This window comes from Streptomyces sp. NPDC058291 (assembly GCF_042880855.1).
Classification (GTDB): Bacteria; Actinomycetota; Actinomycetes; order Streptomycetales; family Streptomycetaceae; genus Streptomyces.
This window is the reverse complement of record NZ_JBHVYK010000045.1, coordinates 41,900-55,940: the sequence shown is the minus strand read 5'-3', so window position 1 is coordinate 55,940 and position 14,041 is coordinate 41,900. Positions and strand designations below refer to the sequence as shown.

Sequence of the window (14,041 nt, the reverse complement as noted above, 5' to 3'; positions counted from 1 at the left end):
GCCGTGCGGCTCACCCGGCCGTCCGTCCGGGCCGTCCGGCTCACCCGGCCGTCCGTCCGGGCCGTCCGGGCCGCCCGGTCGTCTCCCCGGCGCCCGCGCCGCAGGTCAGTCGCCGGCCTGCGTGAAGGCGCTCACCGTGGCGTCCGGCACGCCCTTGCTCTTCAGCGCGACGTCGCCGTACGACCAGTCGAAGCTCGCGGTGGGCGAGGCGTCCGCCAGGCCGTACTTCGCCGTCGTCACGGCGAGGCTCTTGTCGCCGCCCTTCTCACCGCGCACGTAGGTGATCGTGAAGGAGGCGGTCCCCTGCGCGGGAAGGGTCAACGTCTGCGCCGCGGCGGCTCCGTCCTCGGCCACGGTCGCGGAGTCGCCGTCGGCCTCCAGGACCACCTTGGGGAAGCCCTTGAGCGTGCACTGCGCACCCTTGTTGGTGAGCGTGACGGTGACGTTGCCGGTGTCCCCGGCGGCGGGCGCCGCGTCGACGGGACCGACTTCCCGGCCGAGGCCGTCGGCGGCACAGGCGCCGCCGCTCGGGGCGGTCGAGCCGGCGGCCTTGCTCTCGTCGCCGCCGGAGTCGCTGTCGTCCCCGCCTCCGCAGGCGGTCAGGAGCAGGGCCGCGGCGAGGGCGGTGACGGTGATGGGAACGGCGCGCATGAGTGCTTCCTAGGGTTTCGTGACGGTGCTCGATGGATCATCACGCACGCGCGCGGCCCTTCTTCGCGCGCCCCCCGTTTCCGTGACCGCTTCGCTACCCGAGGCCCTGTGTGGGCAGCCCCGACGGCCACTGGCCGCCCTGCGCCTTGGCGAACGTCTCCTTGCCGGCCGCGCCCGACCAGGTCACCCGAAGGGACTGGGCGTCGACGGAGTCGACCATGCCGGTCGTCCGGTCGTCCTTGCCGGTGCTGCACTTGAGGCGGAGCATCCGCATGCCCGACTCCTCGCCCGCCGTGCCGCTGCACACCGCCCCGCCGGTCACGAAGAGGGCGGCCTGCTTCCCGGTGATGATCAGGGCGACGGCCTTGCCGTCCGTCGTGGCCAGCCAGCTCCCCTCCAGTTCGCCGGCGGCGGAGACCGACGCTGTGGCCGGCGCCGACGAGCCGCTCGTGCCGCCGTCCGCTGTCCCCGCCGGGGTGGCGGAGCCGTCGTCGGACCCCCCGCCGCCGCTGCACGCGGTCAGCGCGAGCGCGCCCGCCAGCGCGACGGCCACCGCCGCGGCCCGCACCGGACGGCGGGACGCGTCCCGCGAGAAGTTCGCCGAAGTCACTGCAAGCTCCCGAGCTAGGACCGAAAAAACCTGGACCTCAAGGACCGCAGCAAGCTACCAGCAAGCCACGGCAGCGGCCCGGCAGCGGCAGGGGGCAGCCGGGGGCAGCCGAGAGCGGTGAGAACCGCGGGTGACTCCCCGCGGGGCGCGCGCACCCCGGCAGCGGGTGTCCGGCGCGCGCCGGCTCGCGCAGTCCGGTCCCACTCGGGGCAGCCCGACCGTGCGGACGTTCCCGCGCGCGGGCGGCCGTCCGTCCGTCCACGCGATCGCGCTGTGCCCCCACATCGCGGGGCGAGCCCGTCGCGGCCCACGCCCGCTCGTCCCGGACGGTCACCTCGCCGTGCGTCCTGTATGCGACTCGGTATGCGACTCGGTCCGTGCCTGTCCGGTACGCGACCCTCCCGTCCACTTCGGTCAGGCGGGACGGCCCCATGCTGCGCAGCCGCGCCCCCGCCGTCCCCTCCGACCGTCTCCTTCGTATGTACGAGCGAATCCACTCCCTGCGTCCACTCGCTCCGGCCGTCCGTCCGCCCCCCGATCCGACGACGGGCCGACCCGTCGCTCCAGCACCCGGCCGCCCAGGTCTCGCCCTCCGCGCTCGAATTCCCCGTCGCACGCCACGGCGGGGTCGTCGCCGCCGGGCGTCACGTGCGGCGGGTGTCCCGGGCCGCGGGGTCGTCGGGTCCGCGGGCGGCGCCGAGTCCGGCCCGGGGGAGGCGCGCAGGGCCCGGAGCGGAGGCCGGGAGTCCGCCGGAACGGCGTTCCCCGGACCGCCGCCGCCGAGGGCCGCCGCGCGCCCGCGGTCGAACCGTTCGCCCGTCGACGGAACAGGACGGGCCTGCACAGCGTCTGTTCTCTACACGGATGGTTCGATCCGAACGAGTTTCGGGGGAGCCCAGGACGGCCCGTGAAGCGGAACGAGCCGGGTAAAGCAGGCGTCAAAGCTGTAACCACACGGGCACCGCCCGTGCACGTGCATCTGCTCATGCGAGTGCACGTGAACGGGGCTATGATCCGGGACAGTTGACAACGGCACCAATGGCCACACGAGCCAGTGCACCAGCAGGGAGCGACCTGTGGACCACCACGTTGACGGGGGGCACGACGTGCACAACGGCATGACGGCCACACAGCTGTACGGGGTTGCCTGGCAGAAGAGCCGGCACAGCAACTCGCAGGGTTCGTGCGTGGAGTTCGCCCGGCTGCCGGGAGGTGACGTGGCGGTGCGCAACTCGCGGTTTCCCGACGGTCCCGCGCTCGTCTACACGCGCGCCGAGATCGAGGCGATGCTGCTGGGCGTCAAGGACGGCGAGTTCGATCACCTCGTGGCGAGCTGACGGCGCTCGACGTCCTCGCGGCCGCCCTGCCGTCCGGCCGCAGGCGCACCGCTCCACCCGGGGTGACGCGCGTAGAAACACGGCGTGGGAACGCGCCGCGATGCGTCATTCAGCCGGTGTGCGCAGGCGGAACAGGGCCCAGACGATCTTGCCGCCCAGGCTGCCGGAGAGCGGGTGCCAGCCCCAGCCGTCCGCGAAGGAGTCGACGAGGAAGAGGCCGCGGCCCGACTCGGCGGAGAAGTCCTCGCCCTCCCGGGGCAGCGGGCTGTCGTGACTGGCGTCGCGCACCGCGCAGACGAGCCGTTCGGTCCACCGCAGCAGATGCAGGCGCACGGGCGGATGCCGTTCGTCCTGCGCGATCGGGGTGTCGTCCGGGGACAGCCCATGCCTCAGCGCGTTCGTCACCAGCTCCGAGACGACCAGGCAGACGTCGTCGAGACAGTCGCCCACGTCCCACTGGCCGAGCGTCCTCTTGGTGAACTGCCGTGCCTCGCGCACCGCTTCGAAGCGGGTCGGCAGAGCGCAGGAGGCGGCGTTGGACACGGCCGCGGGATCAAGCGGCGGAAGGCCCTGCCGTAACGGCTGGAGCATGGTCGATCCATTCGTCCCCATGCGAGGCACTCCCGGGATTCGCGGTCGTTGCGATGCAGCGGTGGCGCGGGACCATGGTTTCCGATGCGCACTGTGGATGCAAGGGCAGATGCACGTGCACGTGACCGAAATGGACCCGCCCGTACCGCTTCTTGGCCATTTTTTCCGCCAACTTCTCGTTCGTCACGGACACTTCTCTTGCTTTCTCCTCACTCTTCCCTCGCGCCGCTCTGCGCGTATCCTTTGGCTTCTTTCCATCTCTGTAATCGGACGAGTACTGCTCGAAGTGTTTTGGTGGCAGACTGCGGCCCCTAAGACGGTTGGGGAGGCTGGCGAACGTGAGCGCGGGAGAGCCCGGATCGGTGGTGCGGCGGATGCTGCTCGGCTCGCAACTACGGCGGCTGCGTGAGACACGCGGCATCACGCGCGAGGCGGCGGGATACTCGATCAGGGCGTCGGAGTCGAAGATCAGCCGGATGGAACTGGGCCGGGTGAGCTTCAAGACCCGGGACGTGGAGGACCTGCTCACGCTGTACGGCATCACGGACGACGCGGAGCGCCAGGCGCTCGTCGGACTCGCCCGTGAGGCCAACGTCGCGGGCTGGTGGCACAGTTACTCGGACGTCCTGCCCAACTGGTTCCCCACCTACGTCGGCCTGGAGGGCGCGGCCGCGCTGATCCGGGCGTACGAGGTCCAGTTCGTGCACGGCCTGCTGCAGACCGAGGCGTACGCCCACGCGGTCGTCAGCCGCGGCATGAAGGGCGCGACCGCGGCGGACGTCGACCGGCGCGTGGCGCTGCGGCTGGAGCGGCAGAAGTACCTCGTCGCGGAGAACGCGCCCGACGTGCACATCGTCCTCGACGAGGCGGCGCTGCGCCGGCCGTACGGCGGCCGCGAGGTCATGCGCGAACAGCTCCAGCACCTGATCGAGATCTCCGAACGCCCCAATGTGCGCCTGCAGGTCGTGCCGTTCAGCCTCGGCGGGCACTCCGGCGAGTCGGGCGCGTTCACGATCCTCAGCTTCCCGGAGTCCGACCTGCAGGACGTCGTCTATCTGGAACAGCTCACCAGCGCGCTCTACCTGGACAAGCGCGAGGACGTCGCCCAGTACGAGCAGGCACTGCGGGAGCTCCAGCAGGACAGTCCCGGGCCGGACGCGAGCCGGGACCTGCTGCGCGGCCTGATCCAGCTGTCGTAAGGATGCGCCCGGGTCCCTCACGGGATCCCCCGCGATTCACTCGCCGGATCCGGCGACCGGCCGAAGTCCCCGCCAACTCCCCTGCATCAGCCGTACGATGACGCGTGATCAGATCGTGATGGCGATCGATCGCAGCCGATCGCAGCAGGGGATTGAGGGATCACATGCCGCCATACTCCACCGACCTGGCTCAGCAGTACATCGACGGCACATGGCGTCCCGGCACCGGGTCGTGGGACATCATCACCTTCAACCCCTATGACGGCGAGAAGCTGGCCTCGATCACCATAGCCACGGTCGAGGAGGTCGACGAGGCCTACCGCGCCGCCGCCCGGGCCCAGAAGCAGTGGGCCGCGACCAACGCCTATGCGCGGCGCGCGGTCTTCGAGAAGGTGCTGCGCCTGGTCGAGGAGCGCGAAGCCGAGATCAGCGCCCTCCTCGTCGACGAGGCGGGCGGCACCTTCGGCAAGGCCGCCTTCGAACTCCACCTGGCCAAGGAGTTTTTGCGCGAGTCGATCCAGCTGTCGCTGCGCCCCGAGGGCCGCATCCTGCCCTCCCCGATCGACGGCAAGGAGAACCGCGTCTACCGCGAGCCGGTCGGCGTGGTCGGGGTGATCAGCCCCTTCAACGTGCCCTTCCTGCTGTCGCTGAAGTCCGTGGCACCGGCGCTCGCCCTCGGCAACGGCGTGGTGTTGAAGCCGCACCAGAACACCCCGGTCTCCGGCGGCACCGTGATCGCCAAGCTCTTCGAGGACGCCGGTCTGCCGCCGGGCCTGCTGAACGTCGTCGTGACCGACATCGCCGAGATCGGCGACGCGTTCCTGGAGCACCCGATCCCGCGGGTCATCTCCTTCACCGGCTCCGACCGGGTCGGCCGCCATGTCGCGACGGTCGCCGCCTCGCACTTCAAGCGGTCCGTCATCGAACTCGGCGGCAACAGCGCCTTCGTGGTCCTGGACGACGCCGACGTCGACTACGCGGTCGACGCGGCCGTCTTCAGCCGCTTCGTCCACCAGGGCCAGGTCTGCATGGCCGCCAACCGGATCCTGGTCGACCGGTCGCTCGCCGACGAGTTCACCGAGAAGTTCGTCGCCAAGGTGCGGACCCTGAAGGCCGGCGACCCGCGCGACCCGGGGACCGCCATCGGTCCGGTGATCAACTCCTCCCAGGCGGAGGCCCTGTCCGGGGTCGTCGAGCAGGCGCTCGGCGAGGGCGCGCAGGCGCTGCTGCACGGTACGACGGTCGGCAACCTGGTGGAGCCCTCCGTCCTGGCCGGCCTCCCCACCGACTCCGCGCTGCTGCGGCAGGAGATCTTCGGGCCCGTCGTGTTCGTCAACGCCTTCGACGGCGAGGAGGAGGCCGTGCGCCTGGTCAACGAGACGCCGTACGGGCTGAGCGGCGCCGTCCACACCGCCGACGTCGAGCGCGGTGTGGCCTTCGCCCGACAGATCGTCACCGGCATGTTCCACGTCAACGACGCCACCGTGCACGACGAGCCGATCGTGCCCTTCGGCGGCGAGAAGAACTCCGGCGTCGGCCGTCTCAACGGCGAAGCGACCCTGGAGGCCTTCACCACCACCAAGTGGATCTCGGTCCAGCACGGGCGCAGCGCGTTCCCGTTCTGAGCCGAGCGCGGGCGGGGCGGGGGGCCGTCCGCCCCTGGACGGACGGGGGGAGGGTCCGGCGACGGACGGTCGGGCGGCCAGTACCCGCGGCTGCTGCGCGAGGCGCTGACCTCGTACGACCAGAAGACCGACGTGAAGTCGGCGGCCATCGGCTTCATGCTCGACCTCCCGCGCGCGGAGGCCGCCTCACTGCTGCGGTGTGGGCGGCGGTCGGCTGGCCGCTGGTCCTGCTGGCGGCCCTCTTTCCCGCTGGCGGTGGGGAAGTTCGCCCGGATGAGCCGCTGAGGCTCCGACGCCCCGCCCTTCCGCCTCCAGGCGACCCTTCCGCCTCCAGGCGACCCTTCCGCCTCCATGTGACCCTTCCGCCTCCGAGAGCCGCGCCCACGCCCGCGCCTGCCGGTGCCGCGCCTCCGTCTCCGGGTGGCCTCCTAGTGGCTCCTAGTGGCTCCTAGTGGTGGAAACCGGTCGCCGCCCCCTTGTCCCGGGTCCCCGGCCCCGGCTGCCGCCGCAGCTCCGGCAGCAGTCGGGTCAGGTCCTCCACGAACAGGTCGGCGAGGTCCTCCGAGAAGCCGTTGCGGCACACGACCCGCAGGACGGACAGGTCCTCCCGGTTCGCCGGGAAGGTGTACGCGGGCACCAGCCAGCCGCTCTCGCGCATCCGCCGGGACACGTCGAAGACGTCGTACGACTCCACGCCGGGCGCCGTGGTGAAGGCGAACACCGGCAGTTCGTCGCCCCGGGTGAGGAGACGGAAGTCGCCGAGCGCCTCCACCTGTCCCGCCAGGCGTCCGGCCACGTCACGCGTGGTCTGCTGGACCGCCCGGTAGCCCTCACGGCCGAGCCGCAGCAGCGTGTAGTACTGCGCGACGACCTGGGCGCCCGGGCGGGAGAAGTTGAGCGCGAAGGTGGGCATGTCGCCGCCCAGGTAGTTCACGCGGAACACGAGTTCCTCCGGCAGCGCCTCCTTGTCGCGCCACAGCGCCCAGCCCACCCCGGGGTACACCAGCCCGTACTTGTGCCCCGAGGTGTTGATGGACGCCACGCGCGGGAGGCGGAAGTCCCACACCAGGTCCTCGTCCAGGAAGGGGGCGATCATCGCGCCGGACGCGCCGTCGACGTGCACCGGTACGTCCAGACCGGTGCGCGCCTGGAGGTCGTCCAGCGCCGCGCACAGCTCGGCGATCGGTTCGTAGGACCCGTCGAAGGTGGACCCGAGGATGCCGACGACCCCGATGGTGTTCTCGTCGCACAGCTCGGCCGCGAGCTGCGGGTCCAGGTGGAAGCGCTCCCCCTCCATCGGCACCAGGCGGGCCTCCACCTCCCAGAAGTTGCAGAACTTCTCCCAGCACACCTGGACGTTGATCCCCATCACGAGGTTCGGACGCGCGCCCGGGTAACGGTCGGCGTTGCGCCGCGTCCACCGCCGCTTCATCGCCATGCCGGCGAGCATGCACGCCTCGCTCGACCCGGTCGTCGAACAGCCCACGGCCGCCGACGGGTCGGGCGTGTTCCACAGGTCGGCGAGCATCGCCACGCAGCGCCGCTCCAGTTCGGCGGTGCGCGGGTACTCGTCCTTGTCGATCATGTTCTTGTCCCGGCACTCCGCCATCAGGACGCCGGCCTGCGGCTCCATCCAGGTGGTCACGAAGGTGGCCAGGTTGAGGCGGGCGTTGCCGTCCAGCATGAGTTCGTCGCGCACCAGCTGATACGCCGTCGAGGGGGGCGTGGGGCCGTCCGGCAGCCGGTGCTTGGGCGGCGCCTCGGTCATGCCGCCGATCGGATCGGCCTCGCCGTAGAAGGGGTTCACGGACAGGGGACGCTCGTCGGGCTTCTGAGGACCTTCGTGCAATGCCATGGGAGTGCCTCCTAATGGTTCGAACGGGTGTCAGCGGACCGAGGTTCCGTCCGCGCGCAACTGCATCTGCGGCCGCCCCGTCACCAGCAGCCAGGCCGGCAGCGAGGCGATGCAGAGCAGGGCGATGATGGAGGGCGAGGAGACCAGGGCGGCGGCGACGAAAAGGCTCACCCAGCCCTGCCGGGTGATGGCCAGAAGGACGCCCAGCACCCCGGTGGCCACGCCCACCGCCGGATGGACGCCCGGCACGAGCGCATGGGCGGTGAAACCCAGGGCGGACCCCACGAACACGGCCGGGAAGATCCGCCCGCCCCGGAAGCCGGAGGTCGCGGCGACGACCATCGCGGCCATTTTCACCACCGTCATCGTGGCGAACTGCCCGGCCGTCCAGCCGTCGGGGTCGGCGGAGAGCTCCGCGACCTCGTCCAGCCCCTTGAAGAGCGTCAGATGGCCGCCCAGGGCCGCCAGCAGCCCCAGCACGACCCCGCCGGCCGGGAGGATCAGCATCGGGTGCCGCAGCCGCGCGAACGCGCTGTGAAGGCTGGGAAAGGCGTAGACACCGCACATGCCCAGCACCGCCCCTGCGGACGCGACCACCATCGCCGCCAGCAGGTCGGCCCAACCGGGCCGGCCGAACGGGGGCAGGTGCATGTCGAAGCTCGGATCGGCCACCAGGGTGGTCGTCATCGCGCCGGCCGCGGCGGCGACCAACGGTGTGAAGACGCTGTCCCACAGCGGCCCCCTGGTCTGCCGGCCCGCCAGCGCCTCGGAGATCAGCAGGGCCGCCGCCACCGGCGTGCCGAACAGCGCGCCGATGGTCGCCGCCTCCGCGAGCACCACCCACCCCTCGCCCGGCGCCTGCGGCCGCAACCGGTGGCCCAGCCAGAAGACGACTGCCACGTTCACGGCGATGATCGGGTTCTCCGGGCCCAGACTGGGCCCGCCCGCCAGCATCAGCGCGGTCGCCACCAGTAGCCCGGGCAGAACCACCGGCGGCAGCACGCGAGCGTCCAGCCCCATCGTCGCAGGGTCGGGACCCGCGTGCCCCGGCGCCTTCCACACCACCAGCCCCACCAGCACCCCCGTCATGGTGAGCATGACCATCATCCAGAGCACGGAGTACCGGCCCACGCCCAGCGCGTCCGGGAGGTTCTGCCACAGCACGTGCTGGAGCTGCTCGGCCGCCCCCTCCACCCCCAGGAGCAGCAGGCTGGCCAGCACGCCGATGGCGAGGGCGGGCAGGATCGACGGCAGGAGCGTGCGTGCCGGGGGCGCCGGAGCGCTGGGCGGTTGCTGCTCGGTGTCCTGGGCCACGGGCCCACGATAAGCGGACGAAACGGACATGACATCCGGGCAGAACCGCGCTCGGCGGAACCGGCTTGCACCTCACGCGGCGTCAGGGCGCACCGTGGAGCGCGCGAAGAGAAGGGAGCGGACGAAGTGAGCTACTCCGTGGGACAGGTCGCCGGATTCGCCGGTGTCACGGTGCGCACGCTGCACCACTACGACGACATCGGCCTGCTGGTCCCCGGCGGGCGCAGCCACGCGGGCCACCGGCGCTACGACGACGCCGACCTCGACCGGCTGCAGCAGATCCTGTTCTACCGCGAGCTCGGCTTCCCGCTCGAAGACGTCGCGGCCCTGCTCGACGACCCGGCGGCCGACCCGCGCGCGCACCTGCGCCGCCAGCACGAACTGCTGACCGCCCGGATCGAGAAGCTGCAGAAGATGGCCGCGGCCGTGGAACACGCGATGGAGGCACGCAAGATGGGCATCGATCTCACGCCCGAGGAACGGTTCGAGGTCTTCGGGGACAAGGACCCCGCCCAGTACGCCGAAGAGGCGGAACAGCGCTGGGGAGGCACCGCGGCGTACGCCGAGTCGCAGCGCCGCGTCGCCCGCTACACCAAGGACGACTGGAAGCGCCTGCAGGCCGAGGTCGACGCCTGGAGCGAGCGCTACCGCGCCCTGGTGGCCGCCGGGGAGCCGCCGACCGGCGAGGCGGCCATGGACCTCGCCGAGGAACACCGCCGCCACATCGACGTTTGGTACTACGACTGCCCGTACGAGATGCACCGCTGTCTGGGTGAGATGTACGTCTCAGACGAGCGCTTCAAGGCGTTCTACGACGCCATGCACCCGGGCCTCGCCGAGCACCTCAAGGAGGCGATCATGGCGAACGCGGCCCGGCGTCCGTAGTGAACGGCCGTCCGACGGTCCTGGCCCGGGGCTACTCCCGGACCAGGACCACGGCGGTCCCGTAGGCGCACACCTCGGTGCCCACGTCGGCCGCCTCCGTGACGTCGAAGCGGAACATCAGCACGCCGTTGGCTCCCCGCGCGCGTGCCTGCTCGACCAGTCGTCCCATCGCCTGGTTGCGGGTCTCCACCAGGGTCTTGGTGAGCCCCTTGAGCTCTCCGCCGACCATCGACTTCAGGCCCGCGCCGATCTGACTGCCCAGATGCCGCGAGCGCACCGTCAGCCCGAAGACCTCGCCGATGACCTGCTGCACCCGGAACCCGGGCACGTCGTTCGTGGTGACGACCAGCACGTCCGACTGGGGGCCCTGCCCGCCGCCGTGATCCTCGATGTCCATGGCTCACAGCTTCGCCCCGGCGGGCGCACAGCGCATCCCGGAGGCGCCCGTGGAACCTGGGGCGGACGCATTGCGTTGATAGCTTTGTGCGGCCGCACCATGAACGCTGTACGTTCCCCCACCCCGTCAGGAGCCCGGAACCGTGACGACGATCGCCCTCGGACCGAGCTGGCTGGACCCCGACCGTCTCCTCGACACCTTCGGCATCTGGGGTCTGCTGCTCATCGTCTTCGCGGAGTCCGGCCTGCTGATCGGGTTCTTCCTGCCCGGTGACTCCCTGCTGTTCACCGCCGGCCTGCTGATCACCTCCAACCAGCTGGACTTCCCGCTGTGGGCCGCGATCGCGCTGATCTGCCTCGCCGCGGTCCTGGGCGACCAGGCGGGCTACATGTTCGGCAAGAAGGTCGGGCCGTCGCTCTTCAACCGGCCGGACTCCCGGCTCTTCAAACAGGAGAACGTCACCAAGGCGCACGAGTTCTTCGAGAAGTACGGCCCGAAGTCCCTGGTCCTGGCCCGTTTCGTGCCCATCGTGCGCACCTTCACGCCGATCATCGCCGGCGTCAGCGGCATGCGGTACCGCTCCTTCGTGACCTTCAACGTCATCGGCGGCGTCCTGTGGGGCGCGGGCGTCACCCTGCTGGGCTCCTGGCTCGGCAACATCGACGTGGTCAAGAAGAACATCGAAGCGATGCTCATCCTGATCGTGCTGCTCTCCGTGGTCCCGATCGCCGTCGAGTTCCTGCGGGCCCGCTCCAAGTCCAAGAAGACTGCGTCACAGGCCTCGTCGCAGGCCCCCGAGCAGCGCCGGCCGCACCAGCAGCAGCCCCCGGTCATGGATGACGCGACGACCCAGCTCCGCCGGATCGACCAGCACGACCAGCAGTACCAGTACGGCGACCCGGGGCGGCAGCACCACGGCCAGAACCAGGGCCAGAACCACGGCCAGAACTACGGTCAGCAGGGGCAGGACCAAGGCCACCAGGGCCGGCAGGACGACTACTACGGCGCGCAGCAGTACCCGCAACAGCAGCAGTACCCGCAGCAGCACCCCCAACAGCAGCAGAACCCCCGGCGGTATCCCCAGGACGACTGGCCCCAGCAGCAACCGCAGCGGCAGCAACCGCAGCCGTACCAGCAGGAACAGCCGTACGGCGCCCAGCACAACGGCGGCCACAACGGCCAGTACCCCTACGACGAGCAGGGCTACTAGAAGCGCCGGCCACGGACGCCGGGCTCAGAAACCCCGCGTCCGCTTGGCCGCCCGCCGCTTCTCCAGGGAACCGATCCGCAGGAACATCCGGGACACCTCGGATCCCAGGTTCACCCCGATGGCGATCGCCATCGCCAGCGCCGCGGCCTTGGTGATCGACACCAGCCCCGCGTCCACCTTGCTCTGCGCGATGGCCAGCAGCCCGAAGTAGGTCGCCGAACCCGGCAGCAGCGGCCCGATCGCCGCCGTCGTGTACGGCAGCGCCGAGGCGAACCGGTAGCGGGCCAGCAACTGCCCGAACAGGCCGACCACCCCGGCGGCGACGGCCGTGGAGGCGACGGGCGAGATCCCGCCGGTGTAGTGCATCGCGCCGTACACCGACCACGCGACACCGCCGTTGAGGGTCACCGCGACCACCGTGGACCGTTCCTGCTGCAACAGGACGGCGAAGGTCAGGGACAGCAGCATCGACGCCCCGATCTGCCACAGCGGCCGCTCCGTGACGCCCAGGGCCGCGTCGGGATTGAGATGCGCTCCGAGCTGCACGCCGACGTAGAGCATCACCAGCACCCCCGCCACGATGCCCACGAAGAAGTACATGACCTCCAGCAGACGCGCGGCCGCGGTGATGTAGAAGCCGGTCAGACCGTCCTGGACGCCCGCGACCAACGCCCGCCCGGGCAGCAGCGCGAACAGCCCACCCGTGATGACCGCGGACGCCTTGACGTCGACGTGGGACAGCGTCAGCGCGATGCCGATCGCCGCCGGGGGCATCGCGGCGACCAGGAACTGGTAGAACTCCGGCAGTCCACGCCCCGCGCACAGCCACGCCAGCCGGTCGCCGAGCATCGCGCCGAGCATGGCCGCGACGAACACCACCAGGTCACCGCCGACCAGCACCGAGGCCGCGCCCGCGAGCAGCCCGCTCGCCGAGGTCAGCACCCAGGTCGGGTAGGGATGCCGGTTGCGGCGCATCTCCGCGAGCCGCCGGTAGGCCTCCTCCAGCGAGAGATGGCTCTCCGGGTCGCTCAGGTCGTCCACGAGCCGGAAGACGGCCGCCAGGCGCGTGTAGTCGGTGCCCCGGCGGCGTACCGTCCGCGACGCCGTCACCGGGTCCTCCACGAGGGAGGGCTGGTACGAGATCGACAGCAGCGTGAAGGTGACGTTCGGCTCGCAGCGGTCGAGCCCGTAGGAGCGGCACACCGCGAACATCGCGGCCTCCACGTCCTCGGCGCCCTCCCCGCCCGCCAGCAGCAACTCGCCGATGCGCAACGTCAGGTCGAGCACCCTCGGGACGGCCGGACCGTCCTCCTCCGCCTTCGGCCCCGGTTCCGGAGCGGGCCGTTCGGCCACCGGCATCCGCAGCATCGTGCGCATCCGGTCCTGCCAGGGCAGGTCCTTGGTCAGACTCACCACCGGGACGCCGTCGGCCGGCGTGAACGCCACCGGCGCCTGCCGGGCGCTGTACGTGCTCGGCGGACTGAAAGCCGACCCCTCGGCCTCGTCGGCGGCCGGCTGGAGCACATCCAGCCCCGCCGGGACGGCGAACTCCGACGTGGCCTCCGGCTCGACCCCGGATCTGGCGACCGCCAGCCCCGCCGGGATCGCGAACTCGGACGTGATCTCGGGGTCGAAGGCACTCCTCGCCTCGTCCGACTGCGGTTTGCGGTCCTCCGCCTCCGACACTCAGCAACGCTCCCTGGAACGACACCTTCCGTTTGGCCTCAGTATGCGCACAGACACGCGAAAGGGCCGCACGCGCATGCGTGCAGCCCTTCACCTACCTCTGTGCAGGCGTTTCACACCGCGAAGCGCTCAGTGACCGCCCTGGTCCTTGAAGCGCTTGTAGGACCGCTCGATCTCGGCCTCGGCGTCGGTGCGGCCGACCCAGTCGGCGCCCTCGACGGACTTGCCGGGCTCCAGGTCCTTGTAGACCTCGAAGAAGTGCTGGATCTCCAGGCGGTCGAACTCCGACACGTGGTGGATGTCGCGCAGGTGCTCCACGCGCGGGTCGGTCGACGGGACGCAGAGCAGCTTGTCGTCGCCGCCGGCCTCGTCGGTCATCCGGAACATGCCGATCGCGCGGCAGCGGATGAGGCAGCCCGGGAAGGTCGGCTCGTCCAGGATGACCAGCGCGTCCAGCGGGTCGCCGTCCTCGCCGAGAGTGTTCTCGACGAAGCCGTAGTCGGTCGGGTAGGCGGTCGAGGTGAAGAGTCGACGGTCCAGGCGGATCCGACCGGTCTCGTGGTCCACCTCGTACTTGTTCCGCGAACCCTTCGGGATCTCGATCGTGACGTCGAACTCCACCGGTGGTTCCTCCATGATCAGCACATAGTTCTGGTGGTTAAGTGTCCCTCACGCAGGTGT

At 70.8% G+C, this 14,041-nt stretch carries 13 protein-coding genes and 1 pseudogene; 6 read left to right on the top strand and 8 right to left on the bottom strand.

Features of this window, described 5'->3' with window-relative positions:
• Positions 1-105: 105 nt before the first annotated feature.
• Both ACFVYK_RS22605 and ACFVYK_RS22600 read right to left on the bottom strand, forming a co-directional pair.
• Positions 106-651, bottom strand: a complete 546-nt coding sequence (locus ACFVYK_RS22605) for a DUF4232 domain-containing protein (RefSeq protein ID WP_389776779.1) — start codon at positions 649-651, stop codon at positions 106-108.
• A gap of 94 nt (positions 652-745) precedes the next feature.
• On the bottom strand, positions 746-1,261 hold the full coding sequence (locus ACFVYK_RS22600) for a hypothetical protein (protein ID WP_389776777.1): 516 nt from the start codon (positions 1,259-1,261) through the stop codon (positions 746-748).
• A gap of 1,118 nt (positions 1,262-2,379) precedes the next feature.
• Between ACFVYK_RS22600 and ACFVYK_RS22595 the strand changes: the two genes are divergently transcribed.
• Entirely contained in the window at positions 2,380-2,598 is a 219-nt protein-coding gene (locus ACFVYK_RS22595; protein ID WP_389776800.1) for a DUF397 domain-containing protein, read from the top strand.
• Between the two features lie 105 nt (positions 2,599-2,703).
• Here the strand turns inward: ACFVYK_RS22595 and ACFVYK_RS22590 are convergent, their stop codons facing one another.
• Positions 2,704-3,210 (bottom strand): ATP-binding protein, encoded by a 507-nt coding sequence (locus ACFVYK_RS22590; protein ID WP_389776774.1) that lies wholly within the window; start codon positions 3,208-3,210, stop codon positions 2,704-2,706.
• 353 nt (positions 3,211-3,563) lie between these two features.
• On the opposite strand from ACFVYK_RS22590, the gene ACFVYK_RS22585 reads away from it, so the two are divergent.
• The 3 genes and pseudogenes from ACFVYK_RS22585 to ACFVYK_RS22575 all read left to right on the top strand — a co-directional run.
• Positions 3,564-4,388: a helix-turn-helix domain-containing protein gene (locus ACFVYK_RS22585; protein ID WP_389776797.1), complete on the top strand. Its 825-nt coding sequence runs from the start codon at positions 3,564-3,566 to the stop codon at positions 4,386-4,388.
• A 164-nt stretch (positions 4,389-4,552) separates the two neighbouring features.
• On the top strand, positions 4,553-6,013 hold the full coding sequence (locus tag ACFVYK_RS22580) for an aldehyde dehydrogenase family protein (RefSeq protein WP_389776772.1): 1,461 nt from the start codon (positions 4,553-4,555) through the stop codon (positions 6,011-6,013).
• A gap of 78 nt (positions 6,014-6,091) precedes the next feature.
• A pseudogene (locus ACFVYK_RS22575) lies at positions 6,092-6,238 on the top strand (PadR family transcriptional regulator); the annotation flags it as partial.
• Positions 6,239-6,461: 223 nt separating this feature from the next.
• Here the strand turns inward: ACFVYK_RS22575 and ACFVYK_RS22570 are convergent.
• Complete coding sequence (locus tag ACFVYK_RS22570; protein WP_389776769.1) at positions 6,462-7,868, bottom strand: glutamate decarboxylase; 1,407 nt, start codon at positions 7,866-7,868, stop codon at positions 6,462-6,464.
• A gap of 30 nt (positions 7,869-7,898) precedes the next feature.
• Positions 7,899-9,182 (bottom strand): ion channel protein, encoded by a 1,284-nt coding sequence (locus ACFVYK_RS22565; protein WP_389776766.1) that lies wholly within the window; start codon positions 9,180-9,182, stop codon positions 7,899-7,901.
• 126 nt (positions 9,183-9,308) lie between these two features.
• Here ACFVYK_RS22565 and ACFVYK_RS22560 point away from each other — a divergent pair, with 126 nt between their 5' ends.
• Positions 9,309-10,067, top strand: coding sequence for a MerR family transcriptional regulator (locus ACFVYK_RS22560; RefSeq protein WP_389776764.1), 759 nt, complete (start codon positions 9,309-9,311; stop codon positions 10,065-10,067).
• 31 nt (positions 10,068-10,098) lie between these two features.
• On the opposite strand, the gene ACFVYK_RS22555 is transcribed toward ACFVYK_RS22560, so the two are convergent.
• Entirely contained in the window at positions 10,099-10,464 is a 366-nt protein-coding gene (locus ACFVYK_RS22555; RefSeq protein ID WP_389776761.1) for a YbjQ family protein, read from the bottom strand.
• Positions 10,465-10,606: 142 nt separating this feature from the next.
• Here ACFVYK_RS22555 and ACFVYK_RS22550 point away from each other — a divergent pair, with 142 nt between their 5' ends.
• Positions 10,607-11,674: a DedA family protein gene (locus ACFVYK_RS22550; RefSeq protein ID WP_389776758.1), complete on the top strand. Its 1,068-nt coding sequence runs from the start codon at positions 10,607-10,609 to the stop codon at positions 11,672-11,674.
• A gap of 24 nt (positions 11,675-11,698) precedes the next feature.
• Here ACFVYK_RS22550 and ACFVYK_RS22545 read toward each other — a convergent pair whose 3' ends face one another.
• Both ACFVYK_RS22545 and ACFVYK_RS22540 read right to left on the bottom strand, forming a co-directional pair.
• Entirely contained in the window at positions 11,699-13,360 is a 1,662-nt protein-coding gene (locus tag ACFVYK_RS22545) for a threonine/serine exporter ThrE family protein (protein ID WP_389776756.1), read from the bottom strand.
• Between the two features lie 129 nt (positions 13,361-13,489).
• Complete coding sequence (locus tag ACFVYK_RS22540) at positions 13,490-13,981, bottom strand: inorganic diphosphatase (protein ID WP_007452023.1); 492 nt, start codon at positions 13,979-13,981, stop codon at positions 13,490-13,492.
• Between the last annotated feature and the right edge of the window lie 60 nt (positions 13,982-14,041).

What these genes read in the sequence shown, in the direction of transcription:
- ACFVYK_RS22585 (WP_389776797.1), top strand. Translation starts at nt 3,564, where the DNA reads ATGCTGCTCGGCTCGCAACTACGGCGGCTGCGTGAGACACGCGGCATC.
- ACFVYK_RS22605 (WP_389776779.1), bottom strand. Translation starts at nt 651, where the DNA reads ATGCGCGCCGTTCCCATCACCGTCACCGCCCTCGCCGCGGCCCTGCTC.
- ACFVYK_RS22580 (WP_389776772.1), top strand. Translation starts at nt 4,553, where the DNA reads ATGCCGCCATACTCCACCGACCTGGCTCAGCAGTACATCGACGGCACA.
- ACFVYK_RS22555 (WP_389776761.1), bottom strand. Translation starts at nt 10,464, where the DNA reads ATGGACATCGAGGATCACGGCGGCGGGCAGGGCCCCCAGTCGGACGTG.
- ACFVYK_RS22595 (WP_389776800.1), top strand. Translation starts at nt 2,380, where the DNA reads ATGACGGCCACACAGCTGTACGGGGTTGCCTGGCAGAAGAGCCGGCAC.
- ACFVYK_RS22570 (WP_389776769.1), bottom strand. Translation starts at nt 7,868, where the DNA reads ATGGCATTGCACGAAGGTCCTCAGAAGCCCGACGAGCGTCCCCTGTCC.
- ACFVYK_RS22590 (WP_389776774.1), bottom strand. Translation starts at nt 3,210, where the DNA reads ATGGGGACGAATGGATCGACCATGCTCCAGCCGTTACGGCAGGGCCTT.